Origin of the sequence: Maribacter sp., from assembly GCF_049667165.1 — a bacterium.
In the GTDB taxonomy this organism is placed as follows: Bacteria; Bacteroidota; Bacteroidia; order Flavobacteriales; family Flavobacteriaceae; genus Maribacter_A.
On sequence record NZ_JBATHS010000168.1, the window covers coordinates 1 to 20,220 of the forward strand.

The window sequence follows — 20,220 nt, forward strand, 5'->3', positions numbered from 1 at the left end:
GAATTCATCCACTTCTTGAAATCGGTCGCTTTGGCCTTACTGACCATTATGCGTTCGTCACAAATCGGGTTTACGGCAACGATCAATTTTCCGTTGAAGTGGAACTTGATGTTTTCTATGGCGTCCCGGTTAAGGATATACTGTCTGTTGACCCTATAGAAAATTGCGGGATCCAATTCATTTTCCAGATCTTCCAATTTAAGGTCCATAGGGTAGGAGTGATTGTCAAAAGTTATGCTCTTGACAATACCAGTATCTATTTTAAAATAAGCTATTTTTTCTACCTTCAAGGGTGTTAATTGATCCCTTTGGTTCGTTAAAAAGGTGGTTTTATAGGCCTTGGTCTTTGTCTGTATCAGGTTCAGCAATCCTTGGACCTGATGGTCCGAAATTCCTTGTTGTTCTTGGAATTGATCCCTGTACTGGGCAATGGCCTTCGCCAGTTCGTCTTCATCAATTGGTTTTAACAAGTAATCGATACTGTTCACCTTAAACGCTTTTAAGGCATATTGATCATAAGCCGTAGTGAAGATCACGGGGGCGTTGATGCTAACTTGATCGAATATTTCAAAAGACAATCCATCCGCAAGATGGATGTCCATGAACACAAGTTCCATTTCCTGGGGTTGCGAAAAAAAATTTACCGAGGTTCGCACTGAATCCAACACCTTGATAATTTGGGTTCCAGGAGCTATTTTCTGGAGTATATAGGTCAGGTTGTCGCTTGCTGCGAGTTCGTCTTCAACAATAACCACTTTCATGTACTTTGCTTTAAAGGAAGTTCAACCATAAATATATTGTTTTTCTTGTGGATCGAAATTTTGTTCTTTTTCAATAAGGTATACCGTTTCTCGAGATTTTGAAGACCATATCCACTATTTTCCGAAAGGGTTGTACGTGGTTGAATATAGTTTTGTACAAACAAGGAGCCATCCTTAGAATACACTGCTACCTTTAACGGATTGATTTCAGAAATCTCATTGTGTTTTACCGCATTTTCAACCAAAATCTGTAGGGCTAATGGAGGTATTTTTTCATTCAAATACTTTTCATCGATACGAATGTCGATTTGAAATCGGTCCCTATATCGAGTTTGTATCAAATACGTGTAGCTCTCAAGGAATTTTAATTCCTCTTTCAAAGAAACCAAATCACTATCGCCGCTTTGTAGGATATAGCGGTACATGTACGATAGTTTTTTAACAAAGAGGGTGGCTTTCTCGTTTTCGCGGACCAATGATATCAAGGAATTCAAGGAGTTGAATAAAAAATGGGGATCAATTTGGTTTTTTAAGGCACTTAGTTCACTTTGCAGGTTTTGTTGTTTAAGACGTTCGTTCTCGATCCTGCTTTCATTTTGGTCGGTTTGAAGCCTTAAGATCTTAGCAATAAAGAAAAGAACCAGGAGAAGTATGGAATACCTGAAAATTAAGAATCCCATATCTTCCCGTGTCAATGCAGTTTCATCGATAAAGAAGTGAAGAAATTTCCAAAGTTCTATAATTCCGAATAATACACCAACATTGATAATAATGGAGGCAATCAATCGTATTCCTGGTTTCCAGTTGATTTTGGTATATGCAACATTGGCCGTCAATTGTAAATTCATCCAGGAAAATAAAAAGAGGAAACCAAGTCTAAAGAAAAAGTCCGCTACCCAAATTCCTGAGAAATCCATTTTGCCGGCACTGACCATATTGTATAAATGGATATTTCTCGGAAGTGAAACCAATATAGCTAGGAGTAGTGAAATTTTGAGAATTGCAGATGATTTTACCGGTTTTTTGGTCATATCATATATTATTTTTGAATATTAAATGTACGATAAAATGGCAGCTAGCGGTATTCCTAAACAATAAATGGGCCTTCAATTGCCTTGAAAGCCCATGTTGTCAAAGGTACCCCAACTATGTTCAACATTACTCCATTAGAGTACAACGGTTTGCATTTCCTTAAAGGGGTTAAAACCTTTAGGTAGATAGTCTGCCGTGTCGAACCCTAGATCAATTTCATCCTCTGACTCGATATACATAACGTCTTCGACGTTCAAAGCCTCATTAGAATAAGCGTTAAAGTTCTTTGGCAAGTAAGTACTTGTGTTGAAGTTGAGTTCGATTTCCTCCTCCTCTTCAACATAAATGATGTCTTCCAAATCAAATATCATCCCTTGATAAGGATTGAAATCGTAGGGTAGATAATCGGCAGTATCAAAACCGAGGTTTACAATTTCTTCATCCTCGATATACAGCAGCTCTTCGAACTTGACGTTTTCCGTCTGGGCCTGTAAGATTAAATTTTCTTCAAATTGCGGATATAGGTCCGTAATAATTAATGATTCATTGTTTTCCGTATTATCGCATTTATCAGACCCTGTAAAGGATACTATAAAGGTGCTTAAAATTACGATTCCGAATAATAGTTTTACTTTTTTCATTGTATTGTTGTTTTGTTATTTAATTTTATTTTTCTTATTTCTTGAACAAATATAGACCGGTAGTCCTCCTCAAATCGTTAGTTTTTGACTGAAACGACCAAATCGTTAAGTGAAACGTCCAAAAGGAAGAATGAAGTAAGTCTGAGGCTTAAAGAATTTGCGGTTAATAAGTTCTTTCAGATATATTACGCAATAAAATCTGAAGTTGATTCGACGTTTTAGGTTGTAAATCAAGCGATCGCTCAAATATGCATTTAAACCGTATTTAGTAACGATGGGCAGAAATGTTTTGCAGCTTAGAGGTAAAACTCTAACTTTATGGTGGTATTGTGGCTAATTTCCGACGCAACTAATGAAGGTCCTTAATCATAAAAATGATATGAAGACAAGTTCAAAATTTTGGGTGATTGTATTGGCCGTTGTGGTAATGGGCTTTAGTATTGGTATATACCTGCAAGATCTAAAACATCAGGAAAGTACAGAGGCTGCTTGGCGGGCCAACCGTTTCAATTTGGTCAGATTCAATGCGATTAGGGATTATAATTTAAAAATGAACGCGTCGAACTGGAGGATCATGCGCGATAGTATAGAGAAACAATTCGATAGCCTTATGATTTTAAGGTTCAGAAAGGAAATGGATAGTTTGCATGCCAATAATAAATAGGTTCTCTAAATAATGACAAACACGGATCGCTAACATGCTTCCATGTCACCTGCCTATATACAGGAATCACCACTTCACTTTGAAATCAAAAACTTTGGAAAATCCCGGATGTTTTCACAACCTATTTGTTCCATGACCTGTTGCAGTTGTGTCTTTAACAAGGCGATGGTATGATCACCCCCCTGACGTCCCAAGGCGGCAACGCCGTACATAAAACTGCGACCTAAAAATGTAAACTGCGCCCCACTCGCCATGGTTCTGGCAATATCTGGCCCAGAGCGCAGACCGCTATCCATCATTACCTTTATTTGGCTGCCATATTTTTTTGAGATCCTTGTCATTGGTTTTATGGTAGATTCCCCGGCATCCAATTGTCGTCCCCCATGGTTGGAAACTATAATGCCATCCAAACCCAATTGAATTGCTTTTTCGGTATCAGCCTCCGTCGCAACCCCTTTTAGAACAATTTTACCTTTCCATAGATCGCGAATAGGGGCGATTTTTTCCATGTTCATTCTTTTTGAAAATGTTTGGTCCATGAAAATCCCCAATTGCTTTAAATCCAATCCTTTGGGCATATAGGGTTTAAGTACCTCAAAACCCGGTTGCCCATGTTTTAAGGTTTGTAATGCCCAATTGGGTTTTCCGAATATTTGAAGAATGTTGTTCAAACTCATTTTCGGGGGCATTGAAAGTCCGTTCCTTATTTCCTTGGCCCTAAAGCCAAAAGACGGCGAATCACAGAGCAATACCAAAACAGGACATTGCGCAGCCTCGGCCCTTTTCAACATATCGTTCCTCATGCTGTTCTCCACCGGGTGATATAATTGAAACCATGCCCTTCCCTCGGTTATTTCACTGATTCTTTCAATACTACTGGTACTCACTGTACTTAGTACATACGGAATGTTATTTTCAAAAGCGGATTTTGCCAAGATCTCAGCAGCGTTGGGCCACATTAAACCTTGTAGTCCTACCGGGGCTATACCGAAGGGCGCATCATAGACATGACCGAACAATTCTGTTTTTAAACTGGCACCATGATAGGTGTCCAAGTAGTTGGGCCTTAGTTGAACATCGCGAATTTCCGTTGTATTCCGCTTAAGATTAACTTCCTCATTGCATCCTCCATCCAAATACTCAAAAGCAAATTTCGGGATGCGTTTTTTTGCTTTTTGTCTTAAATCGGTGATGGCAGGGTATTTAGCATTGAAATGCTTCGCAATGGTGGTTCTTGACATGGTTCGGATGTTGGTTTTACGAATAAACGGTTTTTATGATGTACTTCCCATAGCCAGGGAAGATATCTAAAAGTACATTAATTTAAAGATAATAATATGGGTTCAAGATCGATTCTGAAACTTTTTTTTGGGTAATAGACGATCAAAATTAAATTATAATACCTCGATCATTCTTGTCGGGTAAGTTTTGGAAATTAAAAATTAGTTCTACCTTAGCGCTCTGAAATTTTATTGGGATATTAGCTCAGTTGGTTTAGAGCGCTGCCTTGACAGGGCAGAGGTCACTGGTTCGAATCCAGTATATCCCACTTCTTTTAAAGTCACTGGTTCTCCCGATACTTCGGGGCAGTATATCCCACTTCTTTCCCCCACAACTTCATTTATGCCTTTATGAAAGGGTCAAAGCAAATCGAGAAGGCGTTCCAGAGCCATACCGCGCGAACCTTTGATCAATAATTTGCAATTTCGCGGGAGTGCGATTTCTTTAAAATTGGAGGCGAGTTCATCATACGATTTGAACTTGCGGAAAGCCGTATCGGTTTTGTAAAAATTTTGCCCTACCAAGAATGCCCCATCAAGGTCTAAGCTTGCCGACAGATCTGCAATATGCTGATGTTCGATCGGTGAGGATTCACCCAATTCGAACATATCCCCTAAAATGGCGATTTTTGATTCCCCTTGCAAATGGCTAAAATTTTCGAGGGCAACCTTCATGCTCGACGGATTGGCATTATAGGCATCAAGGATGATTTGTTTCCCGTTTTTTTCGATGATCTGTGACCTATTGTTTTGTGGCACGTAAGATTCGATGGCCGTTTTAATGGCGGCAATGGGAACGTTGAAATATTTGCCCATAAGAACAGCTGCAGAACAATTTGTGAAGTTGTAGCTTCCTATAAGCTGTGATTGTATGGTAGTGCCTTCAACCCTTAGTGAAACATAGGGGGCGGCCCCTAGGAATTCGATGGTGTAAAACTCCTTTTTGTGCCCGGTAAAACCGTATTTCTTGATATACGATCCCAATTTTTCATATTGAATGGGGTCGTCGGCATTCAAGAATATTTGTCCATTATGGTCCGTTAAATAGTCGTAGAGCTCACTTTTTCCTTTAATAACGCCTTCAACCCCACCAAACCCTTCTAAATGGGCCTTGCCAAAATTGGTGATATACCCAAAATCAGGTTGTACTATAGTGCAAAGGAATTCAATTTCCTTTAAATGATTGGCGCCCATCTCCACGATCGCGATTTCAGTATCCTTGGTAATGGACAACAGTGTGAGGGGTACGCCTATATGGTTGTTGAGGTTGCCTTTGGTGGCAATGGTTTTGTATTTTTGGGATAGCACCGCATTGATCAGTTCTTTGGTGGTTGTTTTCCCATTGCTTCCGGTTAGGGCAATAATCTTTGCATCACAATGATTTCTATGGTACGTGGCCAATTTTTGAAGTGTTTCCAACACATCGTCGACCAAAATCATCGTATCGGAAACAGGATATTTCCCTTCGTCCAAAATAGCGTATGAGGCTCCTTTTTTTAAGGCTTCTTCGGCATAATCATTCCCGTTGAAGTTGTCTCCTTTCAAGGCAAAGAAAATGCAATTGGGGGTAATTTTGCGAGTGTCCGTACAAACCATTGGGTTTTGTAGAAAGATCTTGTGAAGTTGCGCTATTCTCATGGATCAAAGATAAAAAAAAAGCCCCGACGGTACCGTCGGGGCTATATATTTCAATGCGATAAAACTATTTGGCTTTTTTTCCTCTCACAGTCTTGTTCTTGGTTTTTGATTTTGAACCAACCCTTGACATGGCACATCGGAAACCGATATAATCAGTGGCCATATACTGTGGCAAATATCTTCTTTGGGCAGGATCTAACCAATAAGCGCGATCTCTCCATGATCCACCTTTGTAGACCCGTACCTCATCATTGATCAACGTAGTTCTATTGTTCGAATGATCATATTCACGTGTCAGCTTTCCTAACGAGTCCCGCTCCACTTTATGTTTTGGGGAATTGTACATTTTTCTGGCATCGTCTTGGTCTTCTTCATCACTGAAGCGATCAAAAAATCGTGACGAACTTGGGTCACCATCCCTATAACCTCTATTATCACTTGAAGAGAAATTGGTTCTAAGATACGTTTCTTCCTCATCAACAGGAACCATTTTGATTTCTCCAGGGAGGTTCATAGCGATTACTTTACCATTGGGTAATGTATCAAAAACTATGGAATCCCTTAGAATATTTACTTTTCCATCTTCGCCAATGGCGGTTTTCATATAAATGTTACCCCTGAAGTAGTTGAAGTCACTTATTTCATCATCAACTATAGGACGGTAAACATCCGCTACCCATTCGGCAACGTTACCTGCCATGTCATATAGACCAAGGTCATTGGGCTTATAAGACATTACTTCTGCCGTAATATCGGCTCCATCATCTGACCATCCTGCGATTCCGCCGTAATCCCCTTTTCCTTGCTTAAAGTTGGCAAGTTGGTCACCACGACCAACACGTTGGCCATTTCTTGTATAATCACCTTCCCAAGGATATTTTTTTCTACCTCTGTAATTATTGTATTCCCTAGATCCAACTTGTGCGGCAGCAGCATATTCCCATTCCGTTTCTGTCGGCAATCTGTATTCGGGCATGATAATACCGCTACTTCTTTTCGCGTAGGTATTGACACTGTCCTTTTTCATTTTTCCTTGTAGGGAGTCTATTTGTCCATTATATACTGACTCAGGCCTGTTCAGGTAAGCTTCCGTACTAAAGGTTCCCGCAACTTCCCCAGTTGCAGCTTGGTATTTGGCATCTTTTGCCAAATAACCTTCCCTTTCAAGCATCACTTCATTGACACGATCCGTTCTCCATTCGGCAAATTGTGTCGCTTGGATCCAGTTTACACCTACAACAGGATATTCTGCATAAGCAGGATGCCTTAAATAGTTATTGGTCATGGTCTCATTGAAGCCCAATCGGTTTCTCCAAACCAAGGTATCGGGTAAGGCACCTTTATAAATGTTGGCATATTTCGGATTTTCAGGAGGATAAACACTCTTTAAATAATCCAAATACTCTAAATACATCACGTTCGTAACTTCGGTTTCATCCATATAGAATGATTGAACATGCTGGGAGGTAGGCGTATTGTTCCAATCGTGCATAACATCATCTTGCACTTTACCTTTGGTAAACGTTCCCCCTTCCACAAAAACAAGACCTGGTGCCGTTTCTTGCTCCTTAAAGTCTGTATTGTATTGGAAACCACCTTCCTTGGCATTTATTTTCCAACCTGTAGCTCTTGATACATTTTTGGAAGATGAGGATTTTTTGCTACAACTTGTAACACTGCATCCTCCCGCTATTACTGCACAAGAAAGTACAATTTTGATAAACTGTTTTTTCATAATTAGGACTTGAGTTCAAATATTTAAACTACGGTACAAGTAGTTTGGAATTCTTGATTTTGTTTAATTTGGTGTCACTTTCGGCATATTAAACGAGGTTTTGGCCATAATATTTTGTTACTGAAAAATTATTTCCTCCCGAGCTGATTTAAATAGTGCAAAAAGCATTTCCTCAAAAAATATAACGGCATATTTATCATAATAGTATGGATTGAAACAATTCTTTTGTACACTTGGGTTGTGGGATATTTAATGTATGTAAGTCAATAAGGTAGTTTTCCATTTTATGTGCCCCGTCTGTATCATCGTTATGATAATGATTTTAATATTTTCGATGAACGGTATAAGATATTTTTAAAAAGCCCGTTTACAAGTACAAATAGCCTAAGTTCTTTTAAAGCATTACTAACATTTATTATATAATGAAGACAAGCCCAATATATTTTAAAAAAATTGCCTTACTTCTATTTTTGGTCATTGCGGTACGTTTATCGGCCCAGGAAGATAGGGTCATCACCACGGCTGTGCCATTTCTGACTATTGCTGCGGATGCTAGGTCTGCCGGTATGGGCGACATGGGTGTTGCCACCTCAACAGATGCGTATTCACAACAATGGAATGCGGCCAAGTTCGCCTTCGCCGAAAGAAAAATGGGTATAGGCGTTAGTTATACCCCGTACCTGGAAAGTATTATTACCGACATTTCGCTTTTAAATGCCAGCTTTTTCAATAAAATTGATGAGCAAAGTGCTTTTGCCCTTAGTTTGCGTTATTTTACCCTTGGTGAAATTGAACTTAGGCAGTTTGCCAATGACCCGGGTACGCTGGCCAAACCTAATGAATTGGCCTTTGATGGGTCATATTCGCTGAAGTTGAGTCCAACCTTTTCTATGGCCGTTGGTGGTAGGTTTATCAGGTCTAACCTGAAATTACCCCAAAATGGCACCGAAGACTCACAGGCCGCCAGTACCTTCGCAGTTGATGTTTCCGGTTACTATCGTTCCCGTGAGATTGCCTATGATAAGTTCGACGGTAGATGGAGAGCTGGTTTTAATGTTTCCAATCTAGGGGGCAAGATCATGTATGATGAAGGGGGGCAAGAGAATTTCATACCCACCAACTTGAAGTTTGGTGCTGGGTTCGACTTTATTTTAGATCAGGATAATGTAATTGGAATAACCTCGGAATTCAATAAACTTTTGGTGCCTACGCCCAAGGATTTCAATAATGACGGCGTCATTGATGCAACTGATAATGATGAGTACCAACAAATAGGTATTTTAAATGGTATTTTCAATTCATTTGGTGATGCACCAGACGGTTTTGGGGAAGAGTTGAAGGAGTTTACATGGGCATTGGGCGCGGAATATACCTATCAAGATGCTTTTATGATACGTACGGGATATTTTAACGAAAGCGAGGATAAAGGCTCAAGAAAGTTCTTTACCATGGGGGCTGGTTTCAAATTCAAGGCCGCACAAATAGACCTTTCCTACCTGTTCTCAACCTCACAGGTTAAGAATCCTTTGGAAAATACCTTGCGCTTTTCACTTACATTCAACTTGGGAGAAGAGTTCTATAACGATTGATCAACGATTTTAATTGAAACAAAACCTGCCCATTGGGCAGGTTTTGTTATTTTAGACGACCACCAATGGTTGTATTGCTATGAGAAAACGAACAATTTCCTTTGAACTTGAGGTTTTTGATACTTTGGAAGACTTGGATCATCAAGATCAAACACTGATGCGATCCGCAATCGAGGCTAGAAAAAATGCCTATGCCCCGTATTCCAAGTTTTTGGTCGGAGCGGCTGTTTTATTGGAAAATGGAACAGTGGTACTAGGTAGTAACCAAGAGAATGCCTCATATCCCTCTGGTCTATGTGCCGAAAGGGTTGCCGTATTCCATGCAGGATCAAAATACCCTGGTATAAGTATAAAATCAATTGCGATAACTGCCATGTCGCGAAACCACTTGGTCGATACACCCGCAGCCCCTTGTGGTAATTGCAGACAGGCTATTTCAGAATACGAGTTCAAGCAAAAAGAACCTATTTCCATTCTTATGATGGGGGAAAGGGGAGAAGTGCATAAATGTAATGCCTTGGCCGATATCCTTCCATTGGGTTTCAATAATACCTTTTTATAAGTACCCGATAGAATTGAACTTAAAGGTTTCAAATGACATAGAATAGCATGGTTTTGTTATTCTATGGCGATACGCATTAATTTTGTAGTAAGCTTTTAACTATATTTTTTTACCGATTGATTAATATGTGTATTTTTGTTTTTCTCTTTATTGAAGCGGTAGAAGTACAAAGTCACCACTTTATAAACGATTAAATTAAAATTAAAAAGCGATTAATGGAAAAAATCACCAAAGAGACCTATCTGAAGTGGTACGAGGATATGTTGTTCTGGAGAAAGTTCGAGGACAAGCTGGCAGCTGTATACATTCAACAGAAAGTTAGAGGCTTCCTTCATTTGTATAATGGGCAGGAAGCTGTATTGGCAGGGGCATTACATGCCATGGACCTAACCAAAGACAGAATGATAACCGCTTACAGAAACCATGTTCAGCCTATTGGCATGGGGGTGGACCCCAAAAAGGTAATGGCCGAGCTCTATGGTAAGGTCACGGGCACCTCAAAGGGAATGGGTGGTTCTATGCACATATTTTCAAAAGAACATCGATTCTATGGAGGTCACGGCATTGTAGGGGGTCAAATACCCTTAGGGGCTGGTTTGGCGTTTGCCGATAAATATTTTAAAAGAGATGCCGTAACCTTATGTTATATGGGTGATGGAGCCGTAAGGCAAGGTTCCCTTCATGAAAGTTTCAATTTAGCCATGCTTTGGCAATTACCCGTGGTTTTCATTTGTGAGAACAATGGATATGCTATGGGGACTTCCGTTGCCCGTACATCCCATTCCACAGACATCTGGAAATTGGGATTGGGGTATGAAATGCCTTGTGGTCCTGTTGATGGTATGGATCCCGTTACCGTAGCCAAGGAAATGAGTAAGGCGATTGAACGGGCCAGAAGTGGTGGAGGCCCTACCTTTTTGGAAATGAAAACCTATCGGTATAGAGGTCATTCCATGTCGGATGCACAGCACTATAGAACTAAGGATGAGGTTGAAGAGTACAAGAAAATAGATCCGATCTCACAGGTTAAGGAGGTGATTCTAGATAAGAAATATGCATCGGAAGCTGAAATTAAGGAGATTGATAAAAAAATCAAACAATTGGTCGCTGAATGTGAGAAATTTGCAGAGGAATCCGATTATCCTCCTTTAAACCAATTATACGATGTGGTTTATGATCAGGAAGACTACCCATTTGTACAACATAAATAAGATTTAAATGGCAGAAGTGATTAATATGCCTCGTTTGAGTGATACCATGGAAGAAGGTACCGTGGCAAAATGGCTTAAGCAGGTAGGCGATAAGGTTGAAGAAGGCGATATCCTTGCGGAAATAGAGACCGATAAAGCCACTATGGAATTTGAGTCCTTTCATGAAGGAACATTATTGCATATTGGTATTGCTGAAGGTGAAGGCGCTCCCGTAGATACTCTTTTGGCCATTATTGGAGAAGAAGGTGAAGATATTTCTGCGCTGCTTAATGGTGCAAAAACGTCCGATAAGGCGGAGGAAAAAGCTGAAACAAAAACCGACTCCGAAGCAGCAGTTGAAACCGAATCCACTGAAACCGGGGATACGGATATACCCGAAGGTGTTGAAATCGTAAAAATGCCACGTTTGAGTGATACAATGGAAGAAGGTACAGTGGCTTCCTGGTTGAAAAAAGTGGGTGATCAGGTCGAAGAAGGGGATATTCTTGCGGAAATCGAAACCGATAAGGCTACTATGGAGTTTGAATCTTTCTATTCGGGCACCTTATTGTACATCGGAATAAAAGAAGGGGAATCATCACCGGTCGACGCTGTACTAGCCGTAATCGGACCCGAAGGTACCGATGTACAAGCTGTATTGAATACCAAGCCTTCCCCAATTAAAGGTGAAGCGGTCACAAAAGAAGCGATAAAAGAAGAAAAGACGGCCGAGCCAAGTCAGGAAGTCGATACTTCAACCACTACGGATGGACATCGAATATTCGTCTCTCCCTTGGCCAAGAAGATCGCGAAGGAAAAAGGCATTGATTTAAAAGATGTAAAAGGTACTGGCGAACATGGTAGGATCGTCAAAAAAGATATTGAGAGTTATGTACCCTCCCAAAAAGTGGCCCAAGCAGTTGCCACCACACAAGATTCGAAGACTTCAACGAGTACAATCACTCCGATTAACCTGCCTGTTGGTGAGGAAAGTTCCGAAGAAGTGAAGAATTCACAAATGCGCAAAATCATAGCAAAGCGTTTGGCGGAGTCTAAATTCACTGCGCCGCATTACTATTTGATGGTTGAAATCGATATGGATAATGCCATAGCATCCCGTGCACAGATCAATGGTTTGCCAGATACCAAAGTGTCTTTTAATGATATGGTGGTCAAGGCATGTGCCATGGCATTGAAAAAGCATCCCCAAGTGAATACCACATGGCAAGAGGATACGACAAAATACAACCATCATGTTCATATAGGTGTTGCCGTTGCCGTAGAAGACGGCTTGGTAGTCCCCGTGCTTAAGTTCACCGATCAAATGAGCTTGACCCAAATAGGTGCATCGGTCAAAGATCTTGCAGGAAGGGCACGGAACAAAAAATTGACACCAGCGGAAATGGAGGGAAGTACCTTTACGGTTTCCAATCTGGGAATGTTCGGTATCCTCGAATTCACTTCGATAATCAATCAACCAAATTCGGCTATTTTATCCGTAGGTGCCATCGTTGAAAAGCCCGTGGTCAAGAACGGTCAGATTGTGGTAGGGAATACGATGAAGCTTTCCTTGGCGTGTGACCATAGGACCGTTGATGGTGCTACAGGGGCACAATTCTTACAGACATTGACCGCATTTTTAGAGAATCCGGTGACTATGTTGGCATAGGAAGTCCGTAAATAGTATTGAATATATACATCCGCCAGAGGCGGATGTTTTTTTATCTTTAAAACGTAATCCGTATGTCATGAAAAAAATCTATCGATTTATTTTTTTATTTTTTCTTCTAGGTTGTGGTACGCATCAACTGAAACAGACCGATGCCAAGAATATTCCCAACGGTCCGGCTGGGGTGAAAGGAAGTGTCATCACTAAAGAGGAGGTCATTACCACAGAGGAAATAGGACAAAATGCAGTCGAGTCTAAAACCGCAATGTCCTTTGTTAGGTTCTCGGACAGCGATAAAGTTGGTGAAATCATGGGATTTTTAGCCGCAGACGAATTAAATGGTAGGGATACCGGAAGTCCGGGTATAGAAAAGGCAGCCCAGTTTATTGAGGAGCAATTAAGACAGAACGGAATATCCCCCTATTTCACAACGTATAGGGATACCCTTGATAATTTTGAGGAACCTGCTTATAACATCGTTGGTATTTTAGAAGGTACCGATGCAGATTTAAAGAAGGAGTTTGTTATGATAGGTGCCCATTATGACCATATCGGACTGAAAAGTCCGGTGGATGGTGATGCTATTGCCAATGGGGCCAATGACAATGCATCGGGAACTACGACGGTTCTGGAATTGATGCGTTATTTCGGAAAGGCCAGATCAAATAAGCGCAGTCTGGTGTTTGCTTTTTTCAGCGCAGAGGAAAAAGGATTGTTAGGGTCGAAACATTTGGCAAACCGATTAAAGGAAAAAGACTTTGGTCTCTATAGCATGTTGAATTTTGAAATGGTCGGCGTTCCACTGAAAGACAAAGATTATATGGCCTATGTTTCAGGGTACGAGAAATCGAATTTGGCCGAGGTTTGCAATCGTTATGCAAATGGCCATCTTGTTGGGTTTTTGCCTACCGCAAAGGAATTTAATTTATTCATGCGGTCCGATAATTTCCCTTTCCATGCTGAATTCAATGTGCCTTCCCAGACATTTTCCACCTTCGATTTCACCAATTTCGATCATTACCATATGGTAGGTGACGAGGTGTCCGAAATGGATTTTGGGCATATGGCCGTTTTAATCAATAGTTTTATTCCGGTCATTGAAGGGATTTCAAATGCCCCTCAAAAAGAATTAAAATACAACTAATGGCAAATGTAATTATCACGGGTACCAGCAGGGGCATCGGTTTTGAAATGGCACAGCTTTTTGCTAATGAGGGCCATCGGGTATTGGCCCTGTCCCGAAATGAGCGGACTATTGCCCAAATAAAGGATGAAAACATAGATACACTTCCCTTCGATATTACCAAAAATGAAGATTTTTGCCTGGTAGAAGATTATCTCAATACCCATTGGCAGTCCGTAGATATCTTGATTAATAATGCGGGAAAATTATTGAACAAGCCATTTTTGGAAACTGGGGCGGCCGAATTTGAAGCGGTATACCAAGTGAACGTATTCGGAGTGGCCCAGCTTACGAAGTTGGTAGTGCCCTACATGCCGAAAACCGGACATGTGGTTACCATAAGTTCTATGGGGGGTGTACAGGGGAGTATGAAATTTCCTGGACTATCGGCATATAGCTCAAGCAAAGGGGCAGTGATCACACTGACCGAACTTTGGGCCGAAGAATTCAAGGAGACGGGTCCTTCGTTCAATGTATTGGCGTTGGGGGCCGTACAGACCGAAATGTTGGAAGAGGCTTTTCCCGGTTACCGAGCTACGGTCACGGCCTTGGAAATGGCCTTGTATATCAAGGATTTTGCACTAAACGGACATAAATTGTACAATGGTAAGCTTTTGCAGGTGAGCAATAGCACTCCTTAGTTTTATGCCCCACGCATAAAAAAATCGGTAATGATATAGCCGGTACATGAAAAACCTTGAGCGCGATACCACAATCCGTGTTTTTCTTTAGGAGCTTTCCAAGGTTGATTAATTATCTTCTTTTTTACAGGTGGATAGTCCAAAAGGTCCATAAAGTGGACAAAAACTGATAAAACTGGTAAATAAAAATATCCCAGCCAAGACCAATAAAATTAATCCTATCGTACCGGAAATTATATTAGTAAAATATAGAATGGCGATAACAATGGCAATTACCGACCGGACTATTCTATCCATGGAGCCCATATTTTTTTTCATAGGTGTAGTTTGAATTTCGTTTTCAGTATAAAAAGGCACTTGTATAAATTTACCGCATTAATTTCGTATTACAAAATCGGTACTGTTTTCAGGGTACTAATTATACCATACGGCATACCGTTGCCTGCGCAATTCCAAAGCTAGGTTTTCCTCTAATTGAAGGGCTTCGGTCCTAGAGAAAACGGGTTTAATATGATTATATAGGCTGGGCCTAAGGTACATGCCATATTTTTCAACCAGATTCGAGGCCAATTTGTGCCCCTTTTTGTTTCTATACCCAGTTTTATGCTGCTCAAAACGTTCTTTGGGTGTTTTACTGGTCATACCTACATAAAGGCATTGCAACACCCCGTTGAATTGAGGATTGGCCGCCCTGAATCGTGAGTTTTCGGTATACACCCTTTTAGATAGTTCAATGACATAAACATGGTAGATGGTTCTGGCCATTTAAATAAGATATGCAAGTAAGGGTTCGATCCCAAACAACCACCAAAGTACCGATTTCGAACTAAATTTTCGCGAAAGCCAACAGGTAATATTAAGGAAGCACTAAAAATCCTATTTTTGTGGGAATGGATGACATTCTTCTAAAATATTTGCCGGAGAGGGCCGTAGATCCTTGCTTACAATTGATAAAAGAGTCAGAGGTTAATCTTAAGATAGTAAACAAAAGGGTTACTAGGCATGGTGATTATCGAAGATTGCCCAACGGCCTACACCAGATCACCATCAATGCGACATTGAACAAATATCGATTCTTGATTACCTTGGTTCATGAAATAGCACATTTGGCTGCCTTTCAACAATATGGTAGGCATATTAAGCCCCATGGAGCGGAGTGGAAAAAGACCTTCCAATACCTCATGGTGCCCTTTATACGTCCAGAGGTTTTCCCATCGAGACTTCTACCGATTTTGGCGAAACATTTTAGGAACCCCAAAGCGAGTAGTGATACCGATGCGCACTTGTCCATAGCCTTAAAGCAATATGATCCACAACATAAGGATAAAACCTACGTTTTTCAATTGCCCATGGGGAGTGTATTTCGAATTTATAACGGGAAGCTTTTTAAAAAGGGCAACAAGCGTGTAAAACGTTACGAATGCGTTGAAATAGCCACAGGCAAGGTATATTTGTTTCAACCCAATGCAGAAGTAGAATTAATAAGGAACTAAGAAATGAATAAGAACTATTATGCCGTATTGATGGCCGGGGGCGTGGGATCGCGTTTTTGGCCGATAAGCACCACAGAAAACCCCAAACAATTCCATGATATGTTGGGGACGGGGCAAACCTTGATACAGAAGACTTTTCAACGGCTGAACACGTTTGTTCCCACAGAGAATATTTTAATACTTACCAATGCGCGTTACAACGACTTGGTCCTAGAACAACTCCCTTTGGTAAAACAAGAACAAGTAGTTTTGGAACCTGCCATGCGCAATACGGCTCCCTGTATTTTATATGCGGCATTGAAGATCCAAAAAATGAACCCCGATGGCGTTATGATCGTGGCGCCCAGTGATCATTGGATCGAGGATGAAAAAGCATTCGCAAAAGACGTCATTGAATGTTTTGATAAGTGCCAAAATGAAGCTGTGCTTTGTACCTTGGGCATTGTGCCGACATTCCCAAATACAGGGTTCGGTTATATCGAATTTGAGAAAGAAAGCACCACTCCCCTAAAAAAAGTCCATCAATTTCGGGAGAAACCTGATTATGAAACAGCCAAAGAGTTTATAGCCCAAGGCAATTTTCTTTGGAATGCCGGTATATTTATGTGGAGTATCGCTACGATTGTGAAGGCCTTTAAAAATCTTCAGCCCTCCCAATATGAATTGTTCCTTTCGGGAATGGCCGATTATAACACATCAAAGGAGTATGATTTTATAAAAGTCCACTATCCGAAAGCCGAAAATATATCAATAGATTATGCTATATTAGAACAATCGAAATCGATTTTTGTGCGGCCAGCCACCTTTGATTGGAATGATTTGGGAACCTGGGGATCCTTATATGATAAGTTGGATAAGGATGAAGATAACAATGCAGTGGTTAACAGTCTTGTTATTAGTCAGGATGCGCATGGAAACATGATTCGATCCCCCAAGGATAAAATTGTGGTTGTCGATGGACTTGATGATTATATCATTGTAGATAAGGAAGAAGTACTTTTAATTTACCCCAAAACCAAAGAACAGGATATAAAGCAGGTATTGGCTAAGGTTAAGGAGCGATTTGGTGATAAATACGCTTAATTATTGGATAAAATATGAACGAGGATAAGAACATTTCAAATCAGGAATCCAATAGTGGGGAAGAGGTAAAAAAGGATATTAAGGGCCTGTTGGAGAGTACCAAAAAGTTTCTCACCGAACTTTTGGATATTCGGCAAAATACCGATCAGGAAGCTACAAAGGAAGCCATTATCGCCGATATCCCTTTTAAGGGCCATACGTCATGGATTCTAATCTGTTCCATCTTCATTGCTTCGGTCGGGTTGAATGCCAATTCGACGGCAGTGGTTATCGGTGCCATGTTGATATCCCCCCTTATGGGCCCTATTTTGGGAATTGGGCTGTCTTTGGCTGTCAATGATGTAGATACCTTGCGTAGGTCCTTAAAGAACTTTGCCGTTATGGTCGTATTAAGTGTGTTAACGGCCTATCTGTTTTTTGCCATATTTCCTTTACGTGATGAGTCCTCTGAGCTTTTGGCACGTACGGCACCCGACATTCGCGATGTCCTAATTGCCTTTTTTGGTGGTTTGGCACTTGTTATTGCCAGAGCAAAAAAGGGGACCATTGCGTCAGTGATCTTCGGGGTTGCCATTGCCACCGCCTTGATGCCACCCTTGTGTACGGTTGGCTTTGGTTTGGCCATTGGTAATTACGACTATGCAACCGGTGCCATGTATCTATTCAGTATAAATACCATTTTTATTGCTTTGGCCACTTTTTTAGTGTTGAAACTTTTGCGATTCCCGATGGTTCGATATGTGAATTCGAAGAAGAGACGGCTTATTGGTAGAGTAGCTTCTTTAGTCGCGATTCTAGTGATGGTGCCAGCGAGTATAACTTTTTGGGGGGCCCTGCAAGAATCCCTGTTCCGTAAGCAAGCGCAAAAATTCGTTCAGGATAAAATTGCCCCCTATCAATTTGAGGGTTCAGGTAGATTCATGGAAGACTTTACCGATATCGATTTCAATAAGGGTAAGGATTCCTTTATTGAATTGGTTTTCATGGGCAATGAGACCGTTCCTGACAATGTTATTGCCACTTGGAACAAGCAAAAGAACGAAGATGAAAGTTATGCAAGATTGAAGAATACAGAACTGCATATCATACAAGGAGCGAAAAATGAACAAGTGGATCAGCTTAAATATGTAGATCAGCTCTATGAAACCCAAAAAACCGAGTTGGTAGACAAAGATGCAAGGATAAAAGTATTGGAGGACGAATTAGGTAAGTTGGGAAGGTTGTCAATACCTTTTGCCGATGTAAGTGCCGAGGCCAAAACCAACTACGAGAATTTGGAGTCGTTGGGATTTTCGCCGACCATACTGACCGATTTCAAAAAAGTGGATACCATACCCATCTTTGAAGTGAAATGGAAAGGGGATGCCAAAAGGATTCAGACTTTGGAAGACACCAAGAAATTAGAGGCTTGGTTGAAACTTAGGTTAAAGGACAGTACCATTCAATTAAAAGAATTGATTCAGGACTAATTGCGCTCTTCGATATACATTTGGCGCACTTTTTTGAACAGATCCGAGGAATATACGAAATTGGTCACGGCCTCATTATCGGTTTTGAAAATATCATCCTTACTACCTTCCCATTCCTTGATTCCGTTTTTCAGGAAAATAATCTTTTCGCCAATCTCCATGACCGAATTCATATCGTGTGTATTCACCACCGTGGTTATGTCGTATTCTTGGGTTATTTCCTGAATCAGGTTATCGATGATAATGGCAGTCCTTGGGTCTAACCCTGAGTTGGGTTCATCACAAAACAGGTATTTGGGGTTCATGACAATGGCCCTTGCAATGGCCACCCGCTTTTGCATCCCACCTGATAATTCCGATGGATATTTTTTATGGGCATCATCGAGATTTACCCGTTTTAGCACAAAATCGGCCCGATCCCGCATTTCCGATTGCGATTTTTTGGTGAACATTTCCATTGGAAACATTACATTGCCTTCCACCGTCATTGAATCGAAAAGAGCACTTCCTTGGAATACCATACCCATATCCTGACGCAGATTACGCTGCTCTTTGGGCGACAACTGTGCATAAATTTTACCGTCATAGCTAATCGTTCCCTTTTCCGGAATAAAAAGACCTAAAAGGCATTTAATGAACACAGTTTTCCCTGAACCACTTTGACCAATGATCAAGTTGGTCTTCCCCTTTTCAAAAACGGTACTAATGCCCTTTAAGATAGGGGCATCGCCAAATGATTTATATATGTCATTAACTTCGATCATTAACCCAATAATAGTTGTGTTAGAATATAGTTCAAGATTATGATGACCACACTGGTCCAAACGAAAGAGGTCGTTGCTGCCTTGCCCACTTCCAATGCCCCACCCTTCATATAAAACCCATGAAAGGACGGAATGGTCGCAAGGATAAATGCAAACACCAAGGTTTTAATAAACGCATAGGTAACATGAAACGGAATAAAATCCAACTGTACCCCTTCAATAAAATCCGCACTCGTACTAAATCCCCCAAAAACGCCGGCGACCCATCCCCCAAAAATTCCCACATACATCGATATGGCAATAATAAAAGGATAAAGCAACAATGCGATGATCTTCGGGAAAACCAAATAATTCAACGCATTGACCCCCATGACCTCCAAAGCATCAATCTGTTCGGTAACCCGCATTGTGCCAATACTACTGGTAATATACGAACCTACTTTCCCGGCCATGATGATAGAACAAAAAGTAGGCGCAAATTCGAGGATAATCGATTGTCGCGTCGCAAAACCCACTAAATTTTTAGGAATAAGCTCGCTCGTAATGTTCAAGGCCGTTTGTATGGCAACCACGCCGCCAATAAAAAAGGAAATGAAAATTAAAATACCCAAGGAACCATAAATCAACTCGTCTATTTCTTTGAGTATCAATGACTTCATTATGCGCCATTTCGTAGGTTTTCTAAAAACCTCAACGACCATAATTGCATAACTTCCGATTGATGCCAGATACCCCATAGAATGAAATAGAATTGCGATGGTAAAAATAGGAATAATGAATGTCTTTTAACCTTCAATTATTCTTTTAAGGGTTTATTTACATATTT

Annotated in this window: 20 protein-coding genes and 1 tRNA gene; 11 read left to right on the top strand and 10 right to left on the bottom strand. The window is 40.7% G+C overall.

The annotated features are described in order from the left end of the window. The 3 genes from WBM98_RS08650 to WBM98_RS08660 all read right to left on the bottom strand — a co-directional run. Positions 1–761 (bottom strand): LytR/AlgR family response regulator transcription factor (locus WBM98_RS08650; protein ID WP_424365622.1); only part of this gene is annotated, 761 nt, incomplete at its 3' end. Next, positions 758–1,792 carry a sensor histidine kinase gene (locus WBM98_RS08655; protein ID WP_424365623.1) on the bottom strand — a complete coding sequence of 345 codons (1,035 nt, stop codon included), beginning with the start codon at positions 1,790–1,792 and terminating at the stop codon, positions 758–760. The genes WBM98_RS08655 and WBM98_RS08650, both read right to left, overlap by 4 nt. Positions 1,793–1,927: 135 nt before the next feature. Next, positions 1,928–2,434 (bottom strand): hypothetical protein, encoded by a 507-nt coding sequence (locus WBM98_RS08660; RefSeq protein ID WP_424365624.1) that lies wholly within the window; start codon positions 2,432–2,434, stop codon positions 1,928–1,930. A gap of 379 nt (positions 2,435–2,813) precedes the next feature. Here WBM98_RS08660 and WBM98_RS08665 point away from each other — a divergent pair, with 379 nt between their 5' ends. After that, positions 2,814–3,098 (top strand): hypothetical protein, encoded by a 285-nt coding sequence (locus WBM98_RS08665; protein WP_424365625.1) that lies wholly within the window; start codon positions 2,814–2,816, stop codon positions 3,096–3,098. Positions 3,099–3,172: 74 nt separating this feature from the next. Here the strand turns inward: WBM98_RS08665 and WBM98_RS08670 are convergent, their stop codons facing one another. Then, positions 3,173–4,339 carry an alpha-hydroxy acid oxidase gene (locus WBM98_RS08670; protein ID WP_424365626.1) on the bottom strand — a complete coding sequence of 389 codons (1,167 nt, stop codon included), beginning with the start codon at positions 4,337–4,339 and terminating at the stop codon, positions 3,173–3,175. A 233-nt stretch (positions 4,340–4,572) separates the two neighbouring features. Between WBM98_RS08670 and WBM98_RS08675 the strand changes: the two genes are divergently transcribed. Then, positions 4,573–4,647, top strand: a tRNA-Val gene (locus WBM98_RS08675). Between the two features lie 91 nt (positions 4,648–4,738). Here WBM98_RS08675 and WBM98_RS08680 read toward each other — a convergent pair. Next, positions 4,739–6,016: a UDP-N-acetylmuramoyl-tripeptide--D-alanyl-D-alanine ligase gene (locus tag WBM98_RS08680; protein WP_424365627.1), complete on the bottom strand. Its 1,278-nt coding sequence runs from the start codon at positions 6,014–6,016 to the stop codon at positions 4,739–4,741. A gap of 64 nt (positions 6,017–6,080) precedes the next feature. Beyond that, positions 6,081–7,751 carry a gliding motility lipoprotein GldJ gene (gene gldJ, locus WBM98_RS08685; protein WP_424365628.1) on the bottom strand — a complete coding sequence of 557 codons (1,671 nt, stop codon included), beginning with the start codon at positions 7,749–7,751 and terminating at the stop codon, positions 6,081–6,083. 422 nt (positions 7,752–8,173) lie between these two features. Between gldJ and porV the strand changes: the two genes are divergently transcribed. The 6 genes from porV to WBM98_RS08715 all read left to right on the top strand — a co-directional run bounded on the left by porV (position 8,174) and on the right by WBM98_RS08715 (position 14,585). Then, positions 8,174–9,340: a type IX secretion system outer membrane channel protein PorV gene (gene porV, locus WBM98_RS08690; RefSeq protein WP_424365629.1), complete on the top strand. Its 1,167-nt coding sequence runs from the start codon at positions 8,174–8,176 to the stop codon at positions 9,338–9,340. Between the two features lie 79 nt (positions 9,341–9,419). Next, positions 9,420–9,902, top strand: coding sequence for a cytidine deaminase (gene cdd / locus WBM98_RS08695; protein ID WP_424365630.1), 483 nt, complete (start codon positions 9,420–9,422; stop codon positions 9,900–9,902). Positions 9,903–10,117: 215 nt separating this feature from the next. Continuing rightward, the gene (pdhA, locus tag WBM98_RS08700; protein ID WP_424365631.1) at positions 10,118–11,113 is read left to right on the top strand and encodes a pyruvate dehydrogenase (acetyl-transferring) E1 component subunit alpha; all 996 of its coding nucleotides are present in this window, start codon (positions 10,118–10,120) and stop codon (positions 11,111–11,113) included. A gap of 7 nt (positions 11,114–11,120) precedes the next feature. Then, positions 11,121–12,761: a pyruvate dehydrogenase complex dihydrolipoamide acetyltransferase gene (locus tag WBM98_RS08705; RefSeq protein WP_424365632.1), complete on the top strand. Its 1,641-nt coding sequence runs from the start codon at positions 11,121–11,123 to the stop codon at positions 12,759–12,761. A gap of 79 nt (positions 12,762–12,840) precedes the next feature. Beyond that, positions 12,841–13,905 (top strand): M28 family metallopeptidase, encoded by a 1,065-nt coding sequence (locus tag WBM98_RS08710; protein WP_424365633.1) that lies wholly within the window; start codon positions 12,841–12,843, stop codon positions 13,903–13,905. Beyond that, entirely contained in the window at positions 13,905–14,585 is a 681-nt protein-coding gene (locus WBM98_RS08715) for an SDR family NAD(P)-dependent oxidoreductase (protein ID WP_424365634.1), read from the top strand. The genes WBM98_RS08710 and WBM98_RS08715 overlap by 1 nt, the downstream gene beginning before the upstream one ends. Before the next feature lie 108 nt (positions 14,586–14,693). Here the strand turns inward: WBM98_RS08715 and WBM98_RS08720 are convergent, their stop codons facing one another. Together WBM98_RS08720 and WBM98_RS08725 are read right to left on the bottom strand one after the other, a co-directional pair. Continuing rightward, positions 14,694–14,903: a YgaP family membrane protein gene (locus WBM98_RS08720; protein WP_424365635.1), complete on the bottom strand. Its 210-nt coding sequence runs from the start codon at positions 14,901–14,903 to the stop codon at positions 14,694–14,696. Positions 14,904–14,999: 96 nt separating this feature from the next. Further along, positions 15,000–15,350 carry a GIY-YIG nuclease family protein gene (locus tag WBM98_RS08725; RefSeq protein WP_424365636.1) on the bottom strand — a complete coding sequence of 117 codons (351 nt, stop codon included), beginning with the start codon at positions 15,348–15,350 and terminating at the stop codon, positions 15,000–15,002. Positions 15,351–15,475: 125 nt separating this feature from the next. Here WBM98_RS08725 and WBM98_RS08730 point away from each other — a divergent pair, with 125 nt between their 5' ends. The 3 genes from WBM98_RS08730 to WBM98_RS08740 are packed head-to-tail and all read left to right on the top strand — an operon-like array spanning position 15,476 to position 18,630. Next, complete coding sequence (locus WBM98_RS08730; RefSeq protein WP_424365637.1) at positions 15,476–16,078, top strand: SprT-like domain-containing protein; 603 nt, start codon at positions 15,476–15,478, stop codon at positions 16,076–16,078. A 3-nt stretch (positions 16,079–16,081) separates the two neighbouring features. Continuing rightward, the gene (locus WBM98_RS08735; protein ID WP_424365638.1) at positions 16,082–17,161 is read left to right on the top strand and encodes a mannose-1-phosphate guanylyltransferase; all 1,080 of its coding nucleotides are present in this window, start codon (positions 16,082–16,084) and stop codon (positions 17,159–17,161) included. 14 nt (positions 17,162–17,175) lie between these two features. Beyond that, entirely contained in the window at positions 17,176–18,630 is a 1,455-nt protein-coding gene (locus WBM98_RS08740; RefSeq protein WP_424365639.1) for a DUF389 domain-containing protein, read from the top strand. Here the strand turns inward: WBM98_RS08740 and WBM98_RS08745 are convergent. Then, positions 18,627–19,394, bottom strand: a complete 768-nt coding sequence (locus WBM98_RS08745; protein ID WP_424365640.1) for an ABC transporter ATP-binding protein — start codon at positions 19,392–19,394, stop codon at positions 18,627–18,629. The genes WBM98_RS08740 and WBM98_RS08745 overlap by 4 nt on opposite strands. After that, positions 19,394–20,131: an MlaE family ABC transporter permease gene (locus WBM98_RS08750; protein WP_424365641.1), complete on the bottom strand. Its 738-nt coding sequence runs from the start codon at positions 20,129–20,131 to the stop codon at positions 19,394–19,396. The genes WBM98_RS08745 and WBM98_RS08750 overlap by 1 nt, the downstream gene beginning before the upstream one ends. Positions 20,132–20,220: the final 89 nt, after the last annotated feature.

Coding starts and splice junctions, on each gene's coding strand:
- WBM98_RS08655 (WP_424365623.1), bottom strand. CDS start 1,792: ATGACCAAAAAACCGGTAAAATCATCTGCAATTCTCAAAATTTCACTA.
- WBM98_RS08660 (WP_424365624.1), bottom strand. CDS start 2,434: ATGAAAAAAGTAAAACTATTATTCGGAATCGTAATTTTAAGCACCTTT.
- WBM98_RS08665 (WP_424365625.1), top strand. CDS start 2,814: ATGAAGACAAGTTCAAAATTTTGGGTGATTGTATTGGCCGTTGTGGTA.
- WBM98_RS08670 (WP_424365626.1), bottom strand. CDS start 4,339: ATGTCAAGAACCACCATTGCGAAGCATTTCAATGCTAAATACCCTGCC.
- WBM98_RS08680 (WP_424365627.1), bottom strand. CDS start 6,016: ATGAGAATAGCGCAACTTCACAAGATCTTTCTACAAAACCCAATGGTT.
- gldJ (WP_424365628.1), bottom strand. CDS start 7,751: ATGAAAAAACAGTTTATCAAAATTGTACTTTCTTGTGCAGTAATAGCG.
- porV (WP_424365629.1), top strand. CDS start 8,174: ATGAAGACAAGCCCAATATATTTTAAAAAAATTGCCTTACTTCTATTT.
- cdd (WP_424365630.1), top strand. CDS start 9,420: ATGAGAAAACGAACAATTTCCTTTGAACTTGAGGTTTTTGATACTTTG.
- pdhA (WP_424365631.1), top strand. CDS start 10,118: ATGGAAAAAATCACCAAAGAGACCTATCTGAAGTGGTACGAGGATATG.
- WBM98_RS08705 (WP_424365632.1), top strand. CDS start 11,121: ATGGCAGAAGTGATTAATATGCCTCGTTTGAGTGATACCATGGAAGAA.
- WBM98_RS08710 (WP_424365633.1), top strand. CDS start 12,841: ATGAAAAAAATCTATCGATTTATTTTTTTATTTTTTCTTCTAGGTTGT.
- WBM98_RS08715 (WP_424365634.1), top strand. CDS start 13,905: ATGGCAAATGTAATTATCACGGGTACCAGCAGGGGCATCGGTTTTGAA.
- WBM98_RS08720 (WP_424365635.1), bottom strand. CDS start 14,903: ATGAAAAAAAATATGGGCTCCATGGATAGAATAGTCCGGTCGGTAATT.
- WBM98_RS08725 (WP_424365636.1), bottom strand. CDS start 15,350: ATGGCCAGAACCATCTACCATGTTTATGTCATTGAACTATCTAAAAGG.
- WBM98_RS08730 (WP_424365637.1), top strand. CDS start 15,476: ATGGATGACATTCTTCTAAAATATTTGCCGGAGAGGGCCGTAGATCCT.
- WBM98_RS08735 (WP_424365638.1), top strand. CDS start 16,082: ATGAATAAGAACTATTATGCCGTATTGATGGCCGGGGGCGTGGGATCG.
- WBM98_RS08740 (WP_424365639.1), top strand. CDS start 17,176: ATGAACGAGGATAAGAACATTTCAAATCAGGAATCCAATAGTGGGGAA.
- WBM98_RS08745 (WP_424365640.1), bottom strand. CDS start 19,394: ATGATCGAAGTTAATGACATATATAAATCATTTGGCGATGCCCCTATC.
- WBM98_RS08750 (WP_424365641.1), bottom strand. CDS start 20,131: ATGGGGTATCTGGCATCAATCGGAAGTTATGCAATTATGGTCGTTGAG.